The organism is Bacillus clarus (assembly GCF_000746925.1).
Lineage (GTDB): Bacteria > Bacillota > Bacilli > Bacillales > Bacillaceae_G > Bacillus_A > Bacillus_A clarus.
Genome location: NZ_JMQC01000008.1, coordinates 2,650,841 through 2,667,385, shown reverse-complemented (window position 1 = coordinate 2,667,385; position 16,545 = coordinate 2,650,841). Strand labels below are relative to the sequence as shown.

The 16,545-nt window shown below is 36.5% G+C and carries 14 protein-coding genes and 1 riboswitch; of the genes, 4 read left to right on the top strand and 10 right to left on the bottom strand.

What is annotated here, in order from left to right; translation table 11 throughout:
• Positions 1-4: 4 nt before the first annotated feature.
• Positions 5-670 (bottom strand): methionine ABC transporter permease, encoded by a 666-nt coding sequence (locus DJ93_RS14630; protein WP_042981544.1) that lies wholly within the window; start codon positions 668-670, stop codon positions 5-7.
• Positions 660-1,679: a methionine ABC transporter ATP-binding protein gene (locus DJ93_RS14625; protein ID WP_042981543.1), complete on the bottom strand. Its 1,020-nt coding sequence runs from the start codon at positions 1,677-1,679 to the stop codon at positions 660-662. Before DJ93_RS14625 ends, DJ93_RS14630 begins: the two co-directional genes overlap by 11 nt.
• 124 nt (positions 1,680-1,803) lie before the next feature.
• Positions 1,804-1,910: riboswitch (SAM riboswitch) on the bottom strand.
• Between the two features lie 241 nt (positions 1,911-2,151).
• Here DJ93_RS14625 and DJ93_RS14620 point away from each other — a divergent pair.
• Positions 2,152-2,709 carry a cysteine hydrolase family protein gene (locus DJ93_RS14620; protein WP_042984213.1) on the top strand — a complete coding sequence of 186 codons (558 nt, stop codon included), beginning with the start codon at positions 2,152-2,154 and terminating at the stop codon, positions 2,707-2,709.
• 301 nt (positions 2,710-3,010) lie between these two features.
• On the opposite strand, the gene pruA is transcribed toward DJ93_RS14620, so the two are convergent.
• From pruA to pcrB, 6 genes are all read right to left on the bottom strand, one after another.
• Positions 3,011-4,558, bottom strand: coding sequence for an L-glutamate gamma-semialdehyde dehydrogenase (gene pruA, locus DJ93_RS14615; protein WP_042981541.1), 1,548 nt, complete (start codon positions 4,556-4,558; stop codon positions 3,011-3,013).
• Positions 4,559-4,712: 154 nt separating this feature from the next.
• A complete protein-coding gene (locus DJ93_RS14610; RefSeq protein WP_042981540.1) occupies positions 4,713-5,483 on the bottom strand; it encodes a TSUP family transporter in 771 nt (256 codons plus the stop codon).
• 93 nt (positions 5,484-5,576) lie between these two features.
• The gene (locus DJ93_RS14605) at positions 5,577-6,770 is read right to left on the bottom strand and encodes a CamS family sex pheromone protein (protein WP_042981538.1); all 1,194 of its coding nucleotides are present in this window, start codon (positions 6,768-6,770) and stop codon (positions 5,577-5,579) included.
• Positions 6,771-6,786: 16 nt separating this feature from the next.
• Positions 6,787-8,796 carry an NAD-dependent DNA ligase LigA gene (gene ligA, locus DJ93_RS14600; RefSeq protein WP_042981537.1) on the bottom strand — a complete coding sequence of 670 codons (2,010 nt, stop codon included), beginning with the start codon at positions 8,794-8,796 and terminating at the stop codon, positions 6,787-6,789.
• Between the two features lie 15 nt (positions 8,797-8,811).
• Positions 8,812-11,040 (bottom strand): DNA helicase PcrA, encoded by a 2,229-nt coding sequence (gene pcrA, locus DJ93_RS14595; RefSeq protein WP_042984209.1) that lies wholly within the window; start codon positions 11,038-11,040, stop codon positions 8,812-8,814.
• A gap of 12 nt (positions 11,041-11,052) precedes the next feature.
• The gene (pcrB, locus tag DJ93_RS14590; RefSeq protein WP_042981536.1) at positions 11,053-11,742 is read right to left on the bottom strand and encodes a heptaprenylglyceryl phosphate synthase; all 690 of its coding nucleotides are present in this window, start codon (positions 11,740-11,742) and stop codon (positions 11,053-11,055) included.
• 252 nt (positions 11,743-11,994) lie between these two features.
• Between pcrB and DJ93_RS14585 the strand changes: the two genes are divergently transcribed.
• The 3 genes from DJ93_RS14585 to DJ93_RS14575 all read left to right on the top strand — a co-directional run bounded on the left by DJ93_RS14585 (position 11,995) and on the right by DJ93_RS14575 (position 13,628).
• Complete coding sequence (locus DJ93_RS14585) at positions 11,995-12,372, top strand: YgaP family membrane protein (protein WP_042981535.1); 378 nt, start codon at positions 11,995-11,997, stop codon at positions 12,370-12,372.
• A 230-nt stretch (positions 12,373-12,602) separates the two neighbouring features.
• Positions 12,603-13,448, top strand: a complete 846-nt coding sequence (locus tag DJ93_RS14580; protein WP_042981533.1) for an SPFH domain-containing protein — start codon at positions 12,603-12,605, stop codon at positions 13,446-13,448.
• Positions 13,449-13,463: 15 nt separating this feature from the next.
• A complete protein-coding gene (locus tag DJ93_RS14575) occupies positions 13,464-13,628 on the top strand; it encodes a type II toxin-antitoxin system antitoxin (RefSeq protein WP_001085171.1) in 165 nt (54 codons plus the stop codon).
• Between the two features lie 33 nt (positions 13,629-13,661).
• Here DJ93_RS14575 and purD read toward each other — a convergent pair whose 3' ends face one another.
• A complete protein-coding gene (gene purD / locus DJ93_RS14570; protein ID WP_042981532.1) occupies positions 13,662-14,933 on the bottom strand; it encodes a phosphoribosylamine--glycine ligase in 1,272 nt (423 codons plus the stop codon).
• Between the two features lie 76 nt (positions 14,934-15,009).
• Positions 15,010-16,545, bottom strand: a complete 1,536-nt coding sequence (purH, locus tag DJ93_RS14565; protein ID WP_042981530.1) for a bifunctional phosphoribosylaminoimidazolecarboxamide formyltransferase/IMP cyclohydrolase — start codon at positions 16,543-16,545, stop codon at positions 15,010-15,012.

The window sequence follows — 16,545 nt, the reverse complement described above, 5'->3', positions numbered from 1 at the left end:
CTTTTTATGATCTACGTAAAAAGACTTTCGCAAAGTAGTTCCCTAAATTTTGAGCTAACTGTACAAGAATAATAAGTAAAGCAACCGTTACAAACATAACTGATGTATCAAAGCGTTGATAGCCATATGTCATTGCTAAGTCGCCAAGACCTCCACCACCGACAAGTCCTGCGACTGCAGAAAATTCAATTAAACCAACTGTCATAAACGTAACTCCCAAGATCAATGGTGCTAACGCTTCTGGCACGAGAATTTCAAAAACAATTCTAAGTGGTGAAGCACCCATTGCTTGTGCAGCTTCAATTACTCCTTTCGGAACAGAAACAAGGTTTGTTTCAACCATTCTAGCAATACCAATTGAAGCAACTAACGTCATTGGAAAGATTGCTGCTGCTGTTCCAATCGTCGTTCCAATAACACTTCTTGTTATCGGACTTAAAGCTACTAAAAAGATAATGAATGGAACCGGACGAATCGTATTAATAATGATATTAAGAATAGAAAAGACCCATTTATTTTCTAAAAAGTTCCCTTTGCGTGTTACATATAAAAGTAAACCTAGAGGTATACCAAGTATTGTAGCAAATATAAGGGTTACAATTACCATTAAGAGGGTTTCCCCTGTCGCATCTAATATGCGAGGCCAAAATATACTCCAATCAACTCGCATGAGCTTCTACCTCCTTCAACTGCACTTGCAATCTTAGATGTTGTAGTGCTTTTTGAATTTCTCTTTGTTCACCTTGTAGTTCTACAAGAAGGTTTCCAAATAAAACATTTTGGAGTTCAATAATATTTCCGTAAAGAACATTTACATCGACATTATAATTTTTCGCAATATATGATAGTACAGGCTGCCCTGTCTCTTCCCCAGTAAAAGTCAGGCGATAAATCTGACCTCCGTTTTGAATTTTCGCTAGAACACTTTCTGGTAAGTGATCATTAATAACAGAGCGTACAAAATTTTGAGTTGTCTTCGTTTTAGGTTTTGTAAAGACATCGAATAATGATCCTTCTTCGATGACTTTTCCTTTTTCCATAACGGCTACACGGTGACAAATTTCTTTCACAACGTGCATTTCATGTGTAATAAGTAGAATCGTTAAATTGTACTCTCTATTTACTTTCTTTAATAAATTTAAAATTTCTGTTGTTGTTTCCGGATCTAAAGCTGATGTTGCCTCATCACATATGAGAATATCCGGTGATGTCGCAAGCGCTCTTGCAATCCCAACACGTTGCTTTTGTCCGCCTGATAGTTGCTCTGGATAATAGTTTGCTTTATCTTCTAAACCAACAAATTTCAGTAGTTCATTCACTCTATCTTTTATCTCATTCTTTGGCAATTTCGCTAACTTTAATGGATAAGCAATGTTCCCAAACACTGTTCTTGAATTAAATAGATTAAAACTTTGGAAAATCATTCCGATGCTTTGTCTTAGTTTCCGTAACTCTTTCGTCGATAATGATGTAATATCTTTATCATCTATTGAGATCGTTCCCGCAGTTGGTCTTTCTAACATATTTACTAGACGTAATAACGTACTCTTTCCAGCACCACTAAATCCGATAATGCCAAAAATTTCGCCCTTTTCAACTGACAGCGTTACATCCTCCACCGCATGAACAGATTGCCCACCTGCTTCATATACTTTACTTACATTGTTAAAAGAAATCATTTTCTTCCTTCCTATATGCTGTTAAAACTTGAAGTAGAGCTTTCGAGGCAAAATAAAAAGTGCTCTCCTTCTTATCAGTAATAAAAGATAAGAAGGAGAGCACTTATATGTACTCGTTCACATCTTCTCATCTTCCAAGCCTACTTTAAGGCTTGCTGGAATTAGCACGGTATTTAAAAACCCGTTGCTGAGGTATCGTAGGGCCAGTCCCTCCACCTCTCTGGATAAGAATATATCGATTTAATTGTCATTTAATTAATTCTCATTATAGAACTCAGAATAATAAGAGTCAATACATTTTTTAGAAAACTATTAATTATTTTTCTATTTAAATTTTCAAATTAAAAATTGCAATACAATAGTGATTTTTAAAGTTATGTAAAATTCTTCTCACTCATACTTTTAAAAAGGAGAATCTTCTCTACTCATTGAATAACATTATTTGAATATGAAATCGGAGGAAGATAAGTATATGAAAACAGCCCTTTTGCTCGTTGATATTCAAAATGATTATTTTCCAAATGGAAAGATGGAATTGCGGAATCCGGTAATAGCAAGCGAATGTGCTAGCCAACTATTACAGCATTTTAGAGAAAAAAATAAGCCTATTTTCCATATTCAACATGTAGCTACGAAAGATAATGCTACTTTTTTTCTACCTAACACAGAAGGTGTTCACATCCATGAGAATGTTCGTCCATTAAAAGCTGAAACTGTTATCCTCAAACACTATCCAAATAGCTTTCGAGAAACTAGCCTTCTAGAACAATTACAACGTTTAGAAATTGAGCATGTTGTTATATGCGGGATGATGACTCATATGTGTATTGATGCAACCGTAAGGGCTGCTTTTGATTTCGGCCTTCATTGCACCGTAATACACGATGCTTGCACTACAAAAGATCTTTCATTTAAAAATGCTACTATACCAGCTGTTTATATTCATAATGCAATTTTGGCGAGTTTGAATGGAGTCTATGCAAACATTATGAGTATGGAAGAGTTTTTAAAAACGAATATTCACATATAAAATAAAAAACACGCCTTCCAGTTAGCAAAACCGAAAGGAGTGTTCTCTTGTCGAACCATAGATTTTCTTTCAAATTGAATTATACAGGAAATTCTTAAAATTAATACAAAAAAATGTGACTAATAAATCAATTTTTCATAGTTTTTTGTTTCATTTCACACGTTTATCCTGCCATTTCAAGGATCCTACTATAAAAACTAAATTTGGTAATATATAGTTTAAACCCTGCTAAATATAAGCTTGATATTTCTACAGATAAAAAGAGATCTTCACAAGGCGTGAAGATCTCTTCTACTAGTTCTTATAAAGTTTCAGAAGTAGTTTTTGCTTGCATATGAAGTGCTAAGTAGTCAGGTCCACCTGCTTTAGAGTCTGTACCAGACATGTTAAAGCCACCAAATGGTTGGTAACCTACGATTGCACCAGTACATCCACGGTTGAAGTATAAGTTACCAACGTGGAAGTCTTCACGTGCTTTTTCAATATGATCACGGTTGTTAGAGATAACTGCTCCCGTTAAACCGTATTCTGTATTGTTTGCAATTGTAAGTGCATGATCAAAGTCTTTTGCTTTACAGAATGCTACTACTGGTCCGAAGATTTCTTCTTTCATTAAGCGAGCATCTTCTGCAACGTCAGCAACGATTGTTGGTTGGATGAACCAGCCTTTAGAATCGTCTCCTTCGCCACCTGCTACTACTTTACCTTCTTCTTTACCAATTGCAACGTAGCTCATTACTTTATCAAATGCAGCTTGGTCATTAACAGGTCCCATGTTTATATCTTTTGCATCTGGGTTACCTACTGTTAATTCTTTCGTTAATTCAACAGCACGATTTAATACGTGATCGTATACATCTTCATGGATTACTGCACGAGAACAAGCAGAACATTTTTGTCCTGAGAATCCGAATGCTGATGCAACAATAGATTTAGCTGCTAATTCAAGATCTGCTTCTTTATCAACAACGATTGTATCTTTACCGCCCATTTCAGCGATAACACGTTTTAACCAAATTTGTCCTGGATTTACTTTTGCCGCACGCTCGTAAATACGAATACCTACATCACGTGATCCAGTAAAGCTAACGAAGCGTGTACGAGGATGATCTACTAAGTAGTCACCAACTTCAGAACCGCTACCAGGGATGAAGTTTACTACACCAGCTGGTAAGCCTGCTTCTTCTAATACTTCCATAAATTTCGCTGCTACTACAGGAGTTGTACTAGCTGGTTTTAGTAATACTGTGTTACCAGAAACTAATGCAGCTGTTGTCATACCTGCCATAATTGCAAATGGGAAATTCCATGGAGAAATGATAACACCTACTCCTAATGGAATGTAAGAGAAACGATTATATTCAATTGGACGGCTTTCTACTGGAATACCGTCTTTTAATTTCAACATTTGACGACCATAATACTCCATAAAATCAATTGCTTCTGCTGTATCAGCATCTGCCTCATTCCATGGTTTACCTGCTTCTTTTACAAGAATAGCAGAGAATTCATGTTTTCTACGACGAACGATTGCTGCAGCACGGAATAAAATGTCTGCACGCATTTCTGGTTTTGACTTTCTCCAAGTTTGGAATGTTTCATCCGCTACTTGCATTGCTTTTTCAGCTAACTCACGGCTTGCTTTTGAAACACGACCAACGATTTCTTCTTTATTTGCAGGGTTTACAGAAACAATTTTCTCTTCTGTAGTGATCTTTTCTCCCCCAATAAGTAATGGATAGTCTTGTCCAAGATAAGATTCTACTTTCTTTAAACCTTCTTCAAACGCTAATTTGTTAGCCTCTACTGAAAAATCTGTAAATGGCTCATGTTTGTATGCTACTACCATTCTTTTTAGCCTCCCCTTAGAAAAACGTTTACATTTTACAACATTATTCTACACGATAATTTAGATTTATTCAAATATTCCTAGACTTATATTTTAAAAATTAATTAATTTTTAAAATATAATAAAAAAAGAGCTTCATACAGCACGTATGAAGCTACAAAATATGAGTATATTCCAAAACATTTTTTCCAATCAATAAAATAGTAACTAATAAAAATAAAGTCCTTACATATCCAACACCTTTTTGAATCGCAAACTTCGATCCAAAATAAGCACCTAAAATCATTGATAATCCCATAATAATACCGTATTCAAAATGAATGACATCTAAAAATAAAAATGTAATTAAAGATACAATGTTACTAACAAAATTCAAAAGTTTACCAGATGCTGCTGCTTGAATAAAATCCAATCCAATTAATAAAAATGCAAAGATTAAAAATGATCCTGTTCCCGGACCGAAGAAGCCGTCATAGAATCCTAAACTTAAAATAACGAAGAAAAACATTAATGCTTTTCCTTTTGTCATCTTCTTATAGGTAGATACACTTCCCCAATCTTTTTTTACAATAATATAAATTGCAATAAATACCAACATAACGAGTACAAGTGGACGTAAAATATCAGGCGGAATAAACTTTACTACTAAAGCTCCAGCAATTGCCCCAATAATAGTTAATGGGATTAACTTTCCTACAATCCGAAAATCTACCTTTCCCGAACGAATAAAATAAACTGCGCTTGTAAAAGTCCCCATCGTTGCAGCTAACTTATTCGTTGCAATCGCCGAAGCAGGTGATAAACCAATAAACATGAGCGCAGGAAGTGAAATTAGCCCCCCTCCGCCAACCACAGAATCAATAAAGGCAGCTAAAAAACCAAAAGCGATTAATAAAATAACGACTTGCAAACTTAATTCATCCATACTTTTTCCCCTCACCCTTTATTTGTAACATTAGAAATTATAACAAAATTCCAGAATAAAAAAAGCTGTTCCGTAAAGGAACAGCCTTAATTCTTAGTCTAAAATTTTTACGAACGGCTCATCTTGCTTCGCCTCACGTACAATAACAGCTTCTGGACGCTCAACAGATTTAATTGTTACTTGTACTTTCATATAATTTGGGAAGTACTCCATAACAAGCCCTGCCACATATTGTGTAAAACCAATAACTTCAGCTTTTCCATTAAACTGAACAGGAATCTCAAGCTTCATTTCTTTTAATTGGTCATCTTGATACATTCCTGTACCGATAACAGCTGTATAATCACCTTGGAAATACCCACTTAATTTCGATTTAAAGTTTTCTACAGTTGCGTAATCTTCACGTTTATCTGTTTTTGCTGCTTCAGATGGGAATAAGTAGTATTTTTCGTTAATCGCTTTCCAGTCTCCGATCGTTTCACTACCTTTTTCCACTTGAGCATAAGAAACAAAATTCCCTGGTACAAGTGTCGATTTCGGACCTTGTCGATACATTGCGAATGTAATTGGGACATCTTTTAATTCTGGCTTATTTTTGTGCAACAATGTTAAAATCTCTTGCGCCATACGCTTTCCTTCACGCTGCATATCATCCATCGAAATTTCAGTTTCACGTGGATATCCATGCTCTTCAGGGAAATAATGCACTGAATTCATTGCTAAACCGATTACGACGCCACCAAGCTTAACTTGATTATCGCCTGTTTTTGAATAATAGTTGTGTTCTAAAATGTTCGAAAGATATATTGGATTTTTCTTATTTCGTACTTCCGCTGATTCAGATCCTTCCGGTAAAGCTGGATTCAATCCTATATTAGGGAATTTAACAGCTTCTTTTTTCAATTTTTCTTCTAGCTCTTTTTGCTCAGCATCTGTACGCTTTCTCTTTACAAGCATTTGAACAGTATTTTTGTCTAAATATTTACCAGCTTTAAACAAATAATCTTTCGTACTATATGACTCTTTCGCAATACGCATTAATCCTGTTTCAAATTCATCTATGTCTAAACGACTATTTAAACCTTGTACAACTAAGCCGCGTGCAGATTCTGGCTCAAACGGAACAGTCGTTTTATAATACTCATCCGAAATAGAGTATCTTGGGACAACCGCTTGTTCTTTTGCTTTACCTGACTTTTCGACCACTTTTTCTTCTTTTTTCGCTCCTGTGCTACATCCGCTTACAAGTAGCCCCAGACTTAATACTGCTAATGCTATTTTTTTCATGGCAAGTTTGCACCTCTTACTTATTCAGCTCTTGTAAGAACCTCTCTTCATTCCAAACCTCAATATTATGCTTCTCTGCCTGCGCTAATTTCGAGCCAGCAGCTTCTCCAGCAACAACTAAATCCGTACTCTTACTTACACTTCCTGTTACTTTTCCGCCTAGTTCTTCTATCTTTTTCTTTGCTTCACTGCGCCCCATCACTTCTAACTTCCCTGTTAGGACAACCGTTTTTCCAGCAAAGTAAGACTCAGCATTTTGTAAATCAACACGCTTTATACCTTTGTATTTCATGTTTACGCCATACTCTTTAAACTGTTGTAATAATTCTAACACATCTTCGTTATCAAAGTATGTTACAACTGATTGGGCCATTTTTTCACCAATCTCATTAATCAGTTTCAACTCTTCTTCTGTTGCTTTCACAAGCTCATCCATCGTTTCAAAGTGCTCAGCTAATGTACGTGCTGCTTTCGCACCAACATGACGAATACCAAGACCAAATAATAATCGCTCTAATGAGTTTTCTTTAGACTTTTCAATTGCCTGTACTAAATTTGTAGCTGATTTTTCACCGAAACGCTCTAATTGTAGCAATTGTTCTTTCGTTAATGGATACAAGTCCGCAAATGTCCGAATGTAGTCTGCTTCAAATAGTTGTGTAATGACACGTTCTCCAAGCCCGTCAATATTCATTGCGTTCCTTGAAACGAAATGAATCAATCCTTCACGAATTTGAGCCGGACAAGCTGGATTAATACAGCGAAGTGCCACTTCTTCTTCTAAACGAACGAGCTCACTATCACATGCCGGACAATGCGTTGGCATACGATATTCTTCTTCCTCACCAGTACGCTTATCGAAAATAACGTTAACAACTTCAGGAATAATATCTCCAGCTTTTTTCACAACAACGTAGTCACCAATTCGAATGTCTTTTTCACGAATTAAATCTTCGTTATGTAAAGATGCACGGCGGACAATTGTTCCTGCTACTCGCACTGGCTCTAATTCTGCCGTTGGTGTTACAACACCTGTACGACCAACGCTTAATTCAATTCCTGTTAACCTCGTTACAACTTCCTCTGCTGGGAATTTATATGCAATCGCCCATCGAGGACTTTTTGCTGTAGTTCCTAAGCTTTCTTGCAAAGCAACATCATCCACTTTAATAACAATTCCATCGATCTCATAATCAAGATTCGGACGTTTTTCTTGCCATTCTTCAACATAAGCTATGACGTCTTCAATTGTTTCACAAATACGACGATTTGGATTCGTTTTAAATCCAAGTTCACCTAAGAAATTTAATGCTTCACTATGAGATGTAATTGCTTTTTCTTCCACATCAGCAAGACCATATACAAACATAGATAAATTACGCTTCGCTGCAATCTTTGGATCAAGTTGACGTATCGATCCTGCTGCTGCATTACGAGGATTGGCAAATACATCCTCACCATTTTGCTCTTTCTCTTCATTTAATTTCACGAATGAACGCTTCGGCATATACGCCTCGCCTCGCGCTTCTAAAGTTATTTCTTCGTTTAAACGAAGAGGGATTGCTTTAATCGTTTTTAAGTTTTGGGTAATATCTTCTCCAGTTATACCATCACCGCGTGTTGCTCCTTGAATAAAGCGTCCTTTTTCATAATGAAGCGAAACGGCAAGTCCGTCAATTTTTAATTCGCATATATATCTTACATTTGCATCATCAATTCCTTGACGTACTCTTCGATCAAAATCACGTAAATCCCCTTCATTAAAGGCATTTCCTAAACTTAACATCGGTGATTTATGCGTTACTTTTTCAAATATATCAAGTATAGCTCCCCCAACGCGAACGGAGGGAGAGTCTTCAGTTATAAATTCTGGGTTCTCTGCTTCTAATTTTATAAGCTCCTGCATATTACGGTCATATTCCGCATCAGAAACAGAAGGATTGTCTAATACGTGATATTGATAGTTAAATGTATTTAACATATCACGCAATTCTTCTATACGCTTTTTTGTTATCTCTTTTGACATATCCTCATTCCTTTCTTATTGTTTCGTCACAGGTGCAAATTTTGCTAATAAACGTTTAATACCGATTGGACTTGGGAATGCAATATCCAATTCTTTTGCGTCACCTTCACCTTTTACACTTACAACTGTACCGACTCCCCACTTCTGATGGGAAGCTTTATCGCCTACTGCCCAGCCAATTTGCTCTCCTCCTGTTGTTTTCACTGTCGGACGCACAATTGCTGAACGAGAGCGTGTCACCCCAGCTCCAGTTGTTCTTCCTTTCGCACCAAATGTCTCACGCTTCGGCGCTGTTTCATTTAACGATTCTACTAACTCTCCAGGAATTTCTGAAATAAATCGCGATGCCGCATTCATATTTGTTCTACCGAACAAAGTACGCATTTGAGCATTCGATAAATACAATTCCTCTTCCGCACGAGTAATCCCTACATAAGCAAGACGGCGTTCTTCTTGCATTTCATCTTCTTCCATAAGAGAACGAGTATGAGGGAATACCCCTTCCTCTAATCCAACAATAAAGACAATCGGGAATTCTAGCCCTTTTGCTGAATGCATCGTCATTAAAATAACTTCGTCACCAGCAGTTGGATCTTCATCTACACGATCGATATCCGCAACAAGTGCCAAGTCCGTTAAGAAAGCAACAAGGCTCTTATCTTCACTTTGTGATTCAAATGTTTGCGTAACAGATAAAAACTCGTCTAAGTTTTCTAGACGACCTTCAGCCTCTAAAGAACGCTCATTTTTCAACATATCGCGATAGCCCGTTTTTTCGATTACTTCTTCTACTAGTTCTGTAACCGATAAGTATTCCTGCATGTTGACCCAGTTGTGTAATAAACTTGCAAATTCTTTCACTGCTTTTGTAATTTTTGCACTTACTCCAACATGTTCAATTTCATCTAACACAGCAGTTAATGAAATTCCATTTTGTACACCGTAATTAATAATTTTATCGATAGAAGTCGCACCGATTCCGCGTTTTGGCATGTTAATAATACGTGCGAAACTAATCTCATCATCTGGATTCGCAATTAAACGTAAGTACGCTAAAATGTCTTTAATCTCTTTACGGTCATAGAACTTAATACCGCCGACAATTTTGTATGGAATATTTGATTTCAAGAAAATCTCCTCGACCATACGAGACTGCGCATTCGTTCGATATAACACTGCAAAATCAGTATATTTTCGGTTACCCATTTGAATTTCATCACGAATTTTTTTCGCAACAAAATATGCTTCGTCCTTTTCGGTTGCAGCACGGTAATACGAGATTTTACTTCCAACTTGGTTATCTGTCCAAAGCTTCTTCGGTTTACGATTTGAATTTTTTTCAATTACAGCATTAGCTGCATTTAAAATATTTTGTGATGAACGGTAGTTTTGTTCTAACAAGATAACTTGTGCATTTTCATAGTCTTTTTCGAATGACAAAATGTTAGAAATATCCGCCCCACGCCAACGATAAATGGATTGATCAGAATCACCAACGACACAAAGATTTTTAAAACGAGATGCTAACTTATTTACAAGAATGTATTGCGCTCTGTTCGTATCTTGATACTCATCAACGTGAATATATTGAAATTTACGCTGATAAAATTCCAACACTTCTGGAATACGTTCAAACAACTGAATCGTTGTCATAATTAAATCATCAAAATCTAATGAGTTATTTTTCAAAAGACGTTTTTGATATTCCGTATACACATCACTCGTTAACTTCTCAAATGGATCAGCAATCGAAATTTGTTTTGCATATTTATCCGCAGATAACAATTCATTTTTCGCATTACTAATTCCGGATAAAATAGAGCGTGGATCGAATTTTTTCGGATCAATGTTACGCTCTTTCATAATTTTTTTCACAACGGTAAGTTGATCACTCGCATCTAAAATTGTGAAGTTACGATTAATTCCAATACGATCAATATCACGTCGTAAAATACGTACACACATTGAGTGGAATGTAGAAATCCAAATATCCTCTGCCTCGGGACCAACAAGCGTATCAATACGTTCACGCATTTCACGAGCTGCTTTATTTGTAAAGGTAATTGCTAATACGTTCCATGGTGCTACACCTTTCTCGCCAAGTAAATATGCGATACGATGTGTTAGCACACGCGTTTTACCACTCCCCGCGCCTGCCATTAATAGAAGTGGTCCATTCGTTGTTTGTACCGCCTTTTGTTGTTGCGGATTTAAACCATTTAATAACCTATCTGTCATACTCATATGTGCCTGCACCTACTCTCCTTTTACTGCTTTAACTGTTTGTAAAGCTGCTTTTATATCCTCATAAACTACATTTCCAACAACAACCGTATCAGCATACTGCGCCATTTCTTTCGCTTCTTTTGCACTTGAAATTCCGCCACCATAATATAATTTTGATTGTTGTAATTCTGCTTTTACATTTTTAACAAGTTCAATATCCCCATACATACCGCTATATTCTAAATAGAAAATAGGTAAATTTAAAAGCTTGTCTGCCATACGTGCGTATGCAATTACATCATCTTCTGTTAAATCACATTTTGCATCTGTAAGCTGGGCTACTTTCGCTTCCGGATTTAAAATACAATATCCTTCCATGAAAATTTCATCCCAGTTCATAATATCCCCAAATTCTTTCAATGCCTCATGATGAACGCCCGTTACCCATTCTACTTTTCGGCTATTTAAAACGCTTGGGATGTAATAAAAATCAAATCCTGGTGTAATTGCTTCCACATCAGAAACCTCTAACACACAAGGAACTGCATATCTACGAATGCTTACTAGCATGTGTAATACGTTATCAATTGTAACTCCATCACTTCCGCCTACAATTACTGCATCGGTTCCAGATTCACAAATCATTTCTAAATGTTCATCGCTTAATTCCTTATTCGGATCAAGCTTAAATACATGTTTCCATACGGAAATATCGTACATGAAAACACCCTTTCTTTTTCTCTAATCTTATCTATATTTCTGTTCAAAAGAGCAATTAATTTCCCCGGACTTTTTGAACTTCCTTATATGCATTCTTACATTATAACAAAAAAAACTACTTACACACACGCCCAATCTAACATCTTTTTCAACGTTAAATGTTGGATTACATATCACAAAACTTACACGGAATACTAATACTTGAAATAGTATTTTCTATTTCGAAGTTCGTAAAGAAGGAGTGTTTTTCTAATGAAGCAAAACATCAGTACAGTTAACGCCCTAATTCGAATTACACTCGGATTAATCTTATTTGGTTGCAGTACAGCTAAGCTCGTACGTAAACCGTGGTGCACTTGGTCTAAAGTTTTGCTATGGATGGGTGCAATGAAAATTGCAGAGGGAATTGTTCGTTTCTGTCCTATTGTTGAAGCATGTAAGTTTGGAAAATATATGAATATGAGCTCCTTTAAAATGCCTAGCATGAATTTCAATGAAAAAGGACATGCTAAAGAGGAAGTTAATCAGACTTCCGATCATGACATACAAACGTCAAAAGGAAGTTATGATGCTTCTGACAAAGAGATTGAGTCAGCGATTGAAGAAGCAATTCTGGCGAAACCGCTTTGAATCATTTGTCACGATGTAAGATGCTCTCAAAGAGACTTAGCTGCTGCAGTGGGCGGCTAAGTCTTCTTTATTTTACCACAAACAGAACTTATGTTCTCGTTTTTTTCAAACCTTATGCCCCTCAAACATACATAAACAATTTTAATTGATAAAATTCAGAAAATTAGGTGTAAATCACTTGCGTATAATGATATAAAAGTGATATCATTTTTATATCAGGAGGCGATTATATGAAAGAAAAACAAGTATTTTATGTAAATGGTTTTCTCGGTATTATTGGGATTTTCATTTTAACTGCTGTCGGCGCATTTTGTCTTGTGCAAGAAATCTTTGTAGTAGCTATTTTGGCCCTTATTTTAGCCGCTGTGCTTGCAACAGGTATCGGTATTGTCCAACCGAACCAAGCAAAAGTCATTACGTTTTTCGGTAATTATTTGGGAACAATTCGTGAAAATGGGTTATTTTTAACAATTCCATTCGCACTTCGTCAAACCGTTTCTTTACGTGTTGAAAACTTTAATAGTAAAAAATTAAAAGTAAATGATGTGGATGGAAATCCAATTGAAATTGCAGCTGTTATTGTATATAAAGTTGTCGATTCCGCAAAAGCAATTTTCGGAGTTGAGCATTATGATCGATTTGTAGAAATTCAAAGTGAAACAGCAATCCGTCATGTTGCAACAAAATATCCTTATGATAATTTCCAAGATGAAACTTGTATCACATTACGTGGAAATACTGAAGAAGTTTCGGAAGAATTAAAGCGTGAATTAGAAGCACGTCTTGAAATTGCCGGCGTGGAAGTTTTAGAAACTCGTTTAACACATTTAGCCTACGCAACAGAAATTGCTCATGCAATGCTGCAACGTCAACAAGCAAAAGCGGTGTTAGCTGCACGAAAAGAAATTGTTGAAGGTGCTGTAAAAATGGCTAAAGATTCAATCCAAATGCTCGATGAAGAGGGCGTACTTGATTTAGATGCCGAGCGTAAAGCAAATATGGTTAACAACTTATTAGTTGCCATCGTTTCTGATAAAGGTGCGCAACCAGTTATTAATACAGGAAGCCTATATTAAAGGTTGTAAGTAATTATGGCTAAAAAGAAAAGCTTTCCATTACGTATTGACCCTGAATTACACGCAGTCATCGAAAAATGGGCGAATGATGAGTTTCGCAGCGTCAACGCACACATCGAGTATTTGCTTCGAGAAATGGCAAAGCAAAAAGGAAAATTAAAAAAAGATAAGGATGCATAAAAATCCCGCTGAGAAATCAGCGGGATTTTTATATTAACTTCTCGTCATCTCATGCCCAATTGCCCGATACCCTATATCATTTCGATAAAATAAACCATCACTCTCAATTTTACCGATTTCTTTATATACTTTATCTTTCGCTTCTTGTAAATTTTTTGCTTTGCAAGCAACGAATAACACTCGACCACCATTTGTAACAAATTCTCCATGCTGCATAGTTGTGCCTGCATGAAAAACAATCACATCTTCTAAACGGTCTAAACCAGAAATAATAGCACCTTTTTCATATGCTTCTGGATATCCTTTTGAAGCAAGAACGACACCAATAGCTGCTTCCTCCGACCACTTCAGCGTTAACTCACTTTCATCCAATACTGCATTACATACATCAACTAAGTCATTTTCTAAACGAGGTAATACAATTTCTGTTTCAGGGTCGCCAAAGCGTGCGTTAAATTCAATTACCTTTGGACCATCATTTGTTAAAATAAGACCTGCATATAAAATTCCTGTAAACGAACGATCTTCTTGGATCATCGCTTTAGCAGTTGGATGTAATACTGTTTTAATCGCTTCTTGAACTGCTGATTCCGGAATTTGTGGTACTGGAGAATATGCACCCATTCCGCCTGTATTAGGCCCTTTATCGCCATCAAAAGCTCGTTTATGATCTTGAGCAATTACCATCGGATGTACAGTTGTTCCATTTACAAATGCCATTAATGAAAATTCTTGTCCGTCTAGAAACTCTTCAATAACAACTTTCTTGCTCGCTTCGCCGAATTTCACACCCTGTAGCATTTCTTTCACAGCCTGTAATGCCTCTTCAAGCGTCATTGCTACTGTTACACCTTTACCTGCAGCTAAGCCATCTGCTTTAATAACGATCGGTGCACCGACTTTTTCAATATACTTTACCGCTTCTTCATAGTCTGTAAAAGTTTCATACGCTGCCGTTGGAATATTATACTTTTTCATAAGCTCCTTTGTAAAAGCTTTACTTCCTTCAATAACAGCAGCTGCTTTATTTGGGCCAAATACGCGAAGTCCTTCTTCCTCAAAACGGTCAACAATCCCGTTCATAAGTGGAACTTCTGGCCCCACGAAAGTTAAGCCTATATTGTTCTCTTTTACAAATAAGACTAGCGCATCGAAATCATTTTCATCAATATCAACTGGGGTTGCAACATCTCGCATACCTTCATTACCTGGTGCTACATACACCTTTTCTACCTTTTCAGATTGTACAAACTTCCAAGCTAAAGCATGCTCACGTCCACCGCGGCCAATTACTAAAACATTCATATTTCATCCCCCAATACTTAAATAAGTACAAACTAGAAGCTATGCTCCTAGTTTTCTTTTTTCTAAAATTACTCTATTAGTGTTTGAAATGACGTACGCCAGTGAACACCATCGTAATCCCATACTTATCTGCTACTTTAATAGAATCCTCATCACGAATTGATCCACCTGGTTGGATAATTGCTGTAATACCAGCTTTTGCTGCTTCTTCTACTGTATCTGGCATTGGGAAGAAAGCATCAGATGCAAGTGCGCTACCTTGTGCTTTTTCGCCAGCTTGTGTAATTGCGATTTTTGCAGAACCTACACGGTTCATCTGTCCCGCACCTACACCAACTGTCATGTTATCATTCGCTAAAACAATCGCATTTGATTTCACATGTTTTACAACTTTCCAAGCGAGTTTTAAATCTTTCCACTCTTGCTCTGATGGTTCACGTTTCGTTGGAATTGAAATTGCGTCCTCATCTAATGATAACGTATCTTCCTCTTGAACGAGAAGTCCACCTTGTACAGAAGTTAATTTTTTGCTTGCACTTGTTGCTTTTTCAATATTTACAGTTAGTAAGCGTAAGTTCTTCTTACTTTGCAACACTTCTAAAGCTTCTTGCGAGAACGAAGGAGCAATAATAATTTCCAAGAAAATTTCATGTAACTTTTCAGCTGTAGCTTTATCAATTTCACGATTCGCTGCAATAATACCACCAAAAATTGATACTGGATCAGCTTCATAAGCACGTGTATATGCTTCATGAATGTCCGTACCTATACCAACACCACAAGGATTCATATGTTTCACTGCTACAACTGCTGGTTCTGTAAATTCCTTAACGATGCTAAGCGCTGCATCTGCATCATTAATGTTGTTATAAGATAATTCTTTACCGTGTAACTGTTCTGCATATGCAACAGAAGAAGTTACTGCGAATGGTGCTTTATAGAACGTTGCCTTTTGATGTGGATTTTCGCCATAACGTAAGTCTTGCTTTTTCTCAAACGTCACAGTTAACGTTTCTGGACTTTCTTCACCCATTTGTTCTGTTAAGTAGTTAGAAATTAACGCATCATATGCCGCTGTATGACGGAATACTTTCGCTGCTAATTTACGTTTCGTCTCTTCTTTTACTTCGCCGTTCTCTTTCAGTTCTGCTAATACAACATCATAATCTACTGGATCTACAATTACCGATACAAATTTATGATTTTTCGCAGCAGAGCGAATCATTGTTGGGCCACCGATATCAATATTTTCAATTGCATCAGCAAATGTTACATCAGGCTTAGCGATTGTTTCTTTAAATGGGTATAAGTTAACAACAACAAAGTCAATTGGTTGAATGCCTAATTCATTCATTTGCGCTACATGTGTTTCATTATCACGAACTGCTAATAGACCACCATGAATATTTGGATGTAATGTTTTTACACGGCCATCCATAATTTCTGGGAAACCAGTTACTTCAGAAATACCGATTACTTGTAAACCATTTTCTTCTAGTAATTTTTTCGTACCACCTGTTGAAATAACTTCAATCCCTTGTTCTAGTAAACCTTTAACAAATTCTACTACTCCTGTTTTATCTGAAACACTTACTAATGCACGCTTTTTCAT

What these genes read in the sequence shown, in the direction of transcription:
- DJ93_RS14630 (WP_042981544.1), bottom strand. Translation starts at nt 670, where the DNA reads ATGCGAGTTGATTGGAGTATATTTTGGCCTCGCATATTAGATGCGACA.
- DJ93_RS14625 (WP_042981543.1), bottom strand. Translation starts at nt 1,679, where the DNA reads ATGATTTCTTTTAACAATGTAAGTAAAGTATATGAAGCAGGTGGGCAA.
- DJ93_RS14620 (WP_042984213.1), top strand. Translation starts at nt 2,152, where the DNA reads ATGAAAACAGCCCTTTTGCTCGTTGATATTCAAAATGATTATTTTCCA.
- pruA (WP_042981541.1), bottom strand. Translation starts at nt 4,558, where the DNA reads ATGGTAGTAGCATACAAACATGAGCCATTTACAGATTTTTCAGTAGAG.
- DJ93_RS14610 (WP_042981540.1), bottom strand. Translation starts at nt 5,483, where the DNA reads ATGGATGAATTAAGTTTGCAAGTCGTTATTTTATTAATCGCTTTTGGT.
- DJ93_RS14605 (WP_042981538.1), bottom strand. Translation starts at nt 6,770, where the DNA reads ATGAAAAAAATAGCATTAGCAGTATTAAGTCTGGGGCTACTTGTAAGC.
- ligA (WP_042981537.1), bottom strand. Translation starts at nt 8,796, where the DNA reads ATGTCAAAAGAGATAACAAAAAAGCGTATAGAAGAATTGCGTGATATG.
- pcrA (WP_042984209.1), bottom strand. Translation starts at nt 11,040, where the DNA reads ATGAGTATGACAGATAGGTTATTAAATGGTTTAAATCCGCAACAACAA.
- pcrB (WP_042981536.1), bottom strand. Translation starts at nt 11,742, where the DNA reads ATGTACGATATTTCCGTATGGAAACATGTATTTAAGCTTGATCCGAAT.
- DJ93_RS14585 (WP_042981535.1), top strand. Translation starts at nt 11,995, where the DNA reads ATGAAGCAAAACATCAGTACAGTTAACGCCCTAATTCGAATTACACTC.
- DJ93_RS14580 (WP_042981533.1), top strand. Translation starts at nt 12,603, where the DNA reads ATGAAAGAAAAACAAGTATTTTATGTAAATGGTTTTCTCGGTATTATT.
- DJ93_RS14575 (WP_001085171.1), top strand. Translation starts at nt 13,464, where the DNA reads ATGGCTAAAAAGAAAAGCTTTCCATTACGTATTGACCCTGAATTACAC.
- purD (WP_042981532.1), bottom strand. Translation starts at nt 14,933, where the DNA reads ATGAATGTTTTAGTAATTGGCCGCGGTGGACGTGAGCATGCTTTAGCT.
- purH (WP_042981530.1), bottom strand. Translation starts at nt 16,545, where the DNA reads ATGAAAAAGCGTGCATTAGTAAGTGTTTCAGATAAAACAGGAGTAGTA.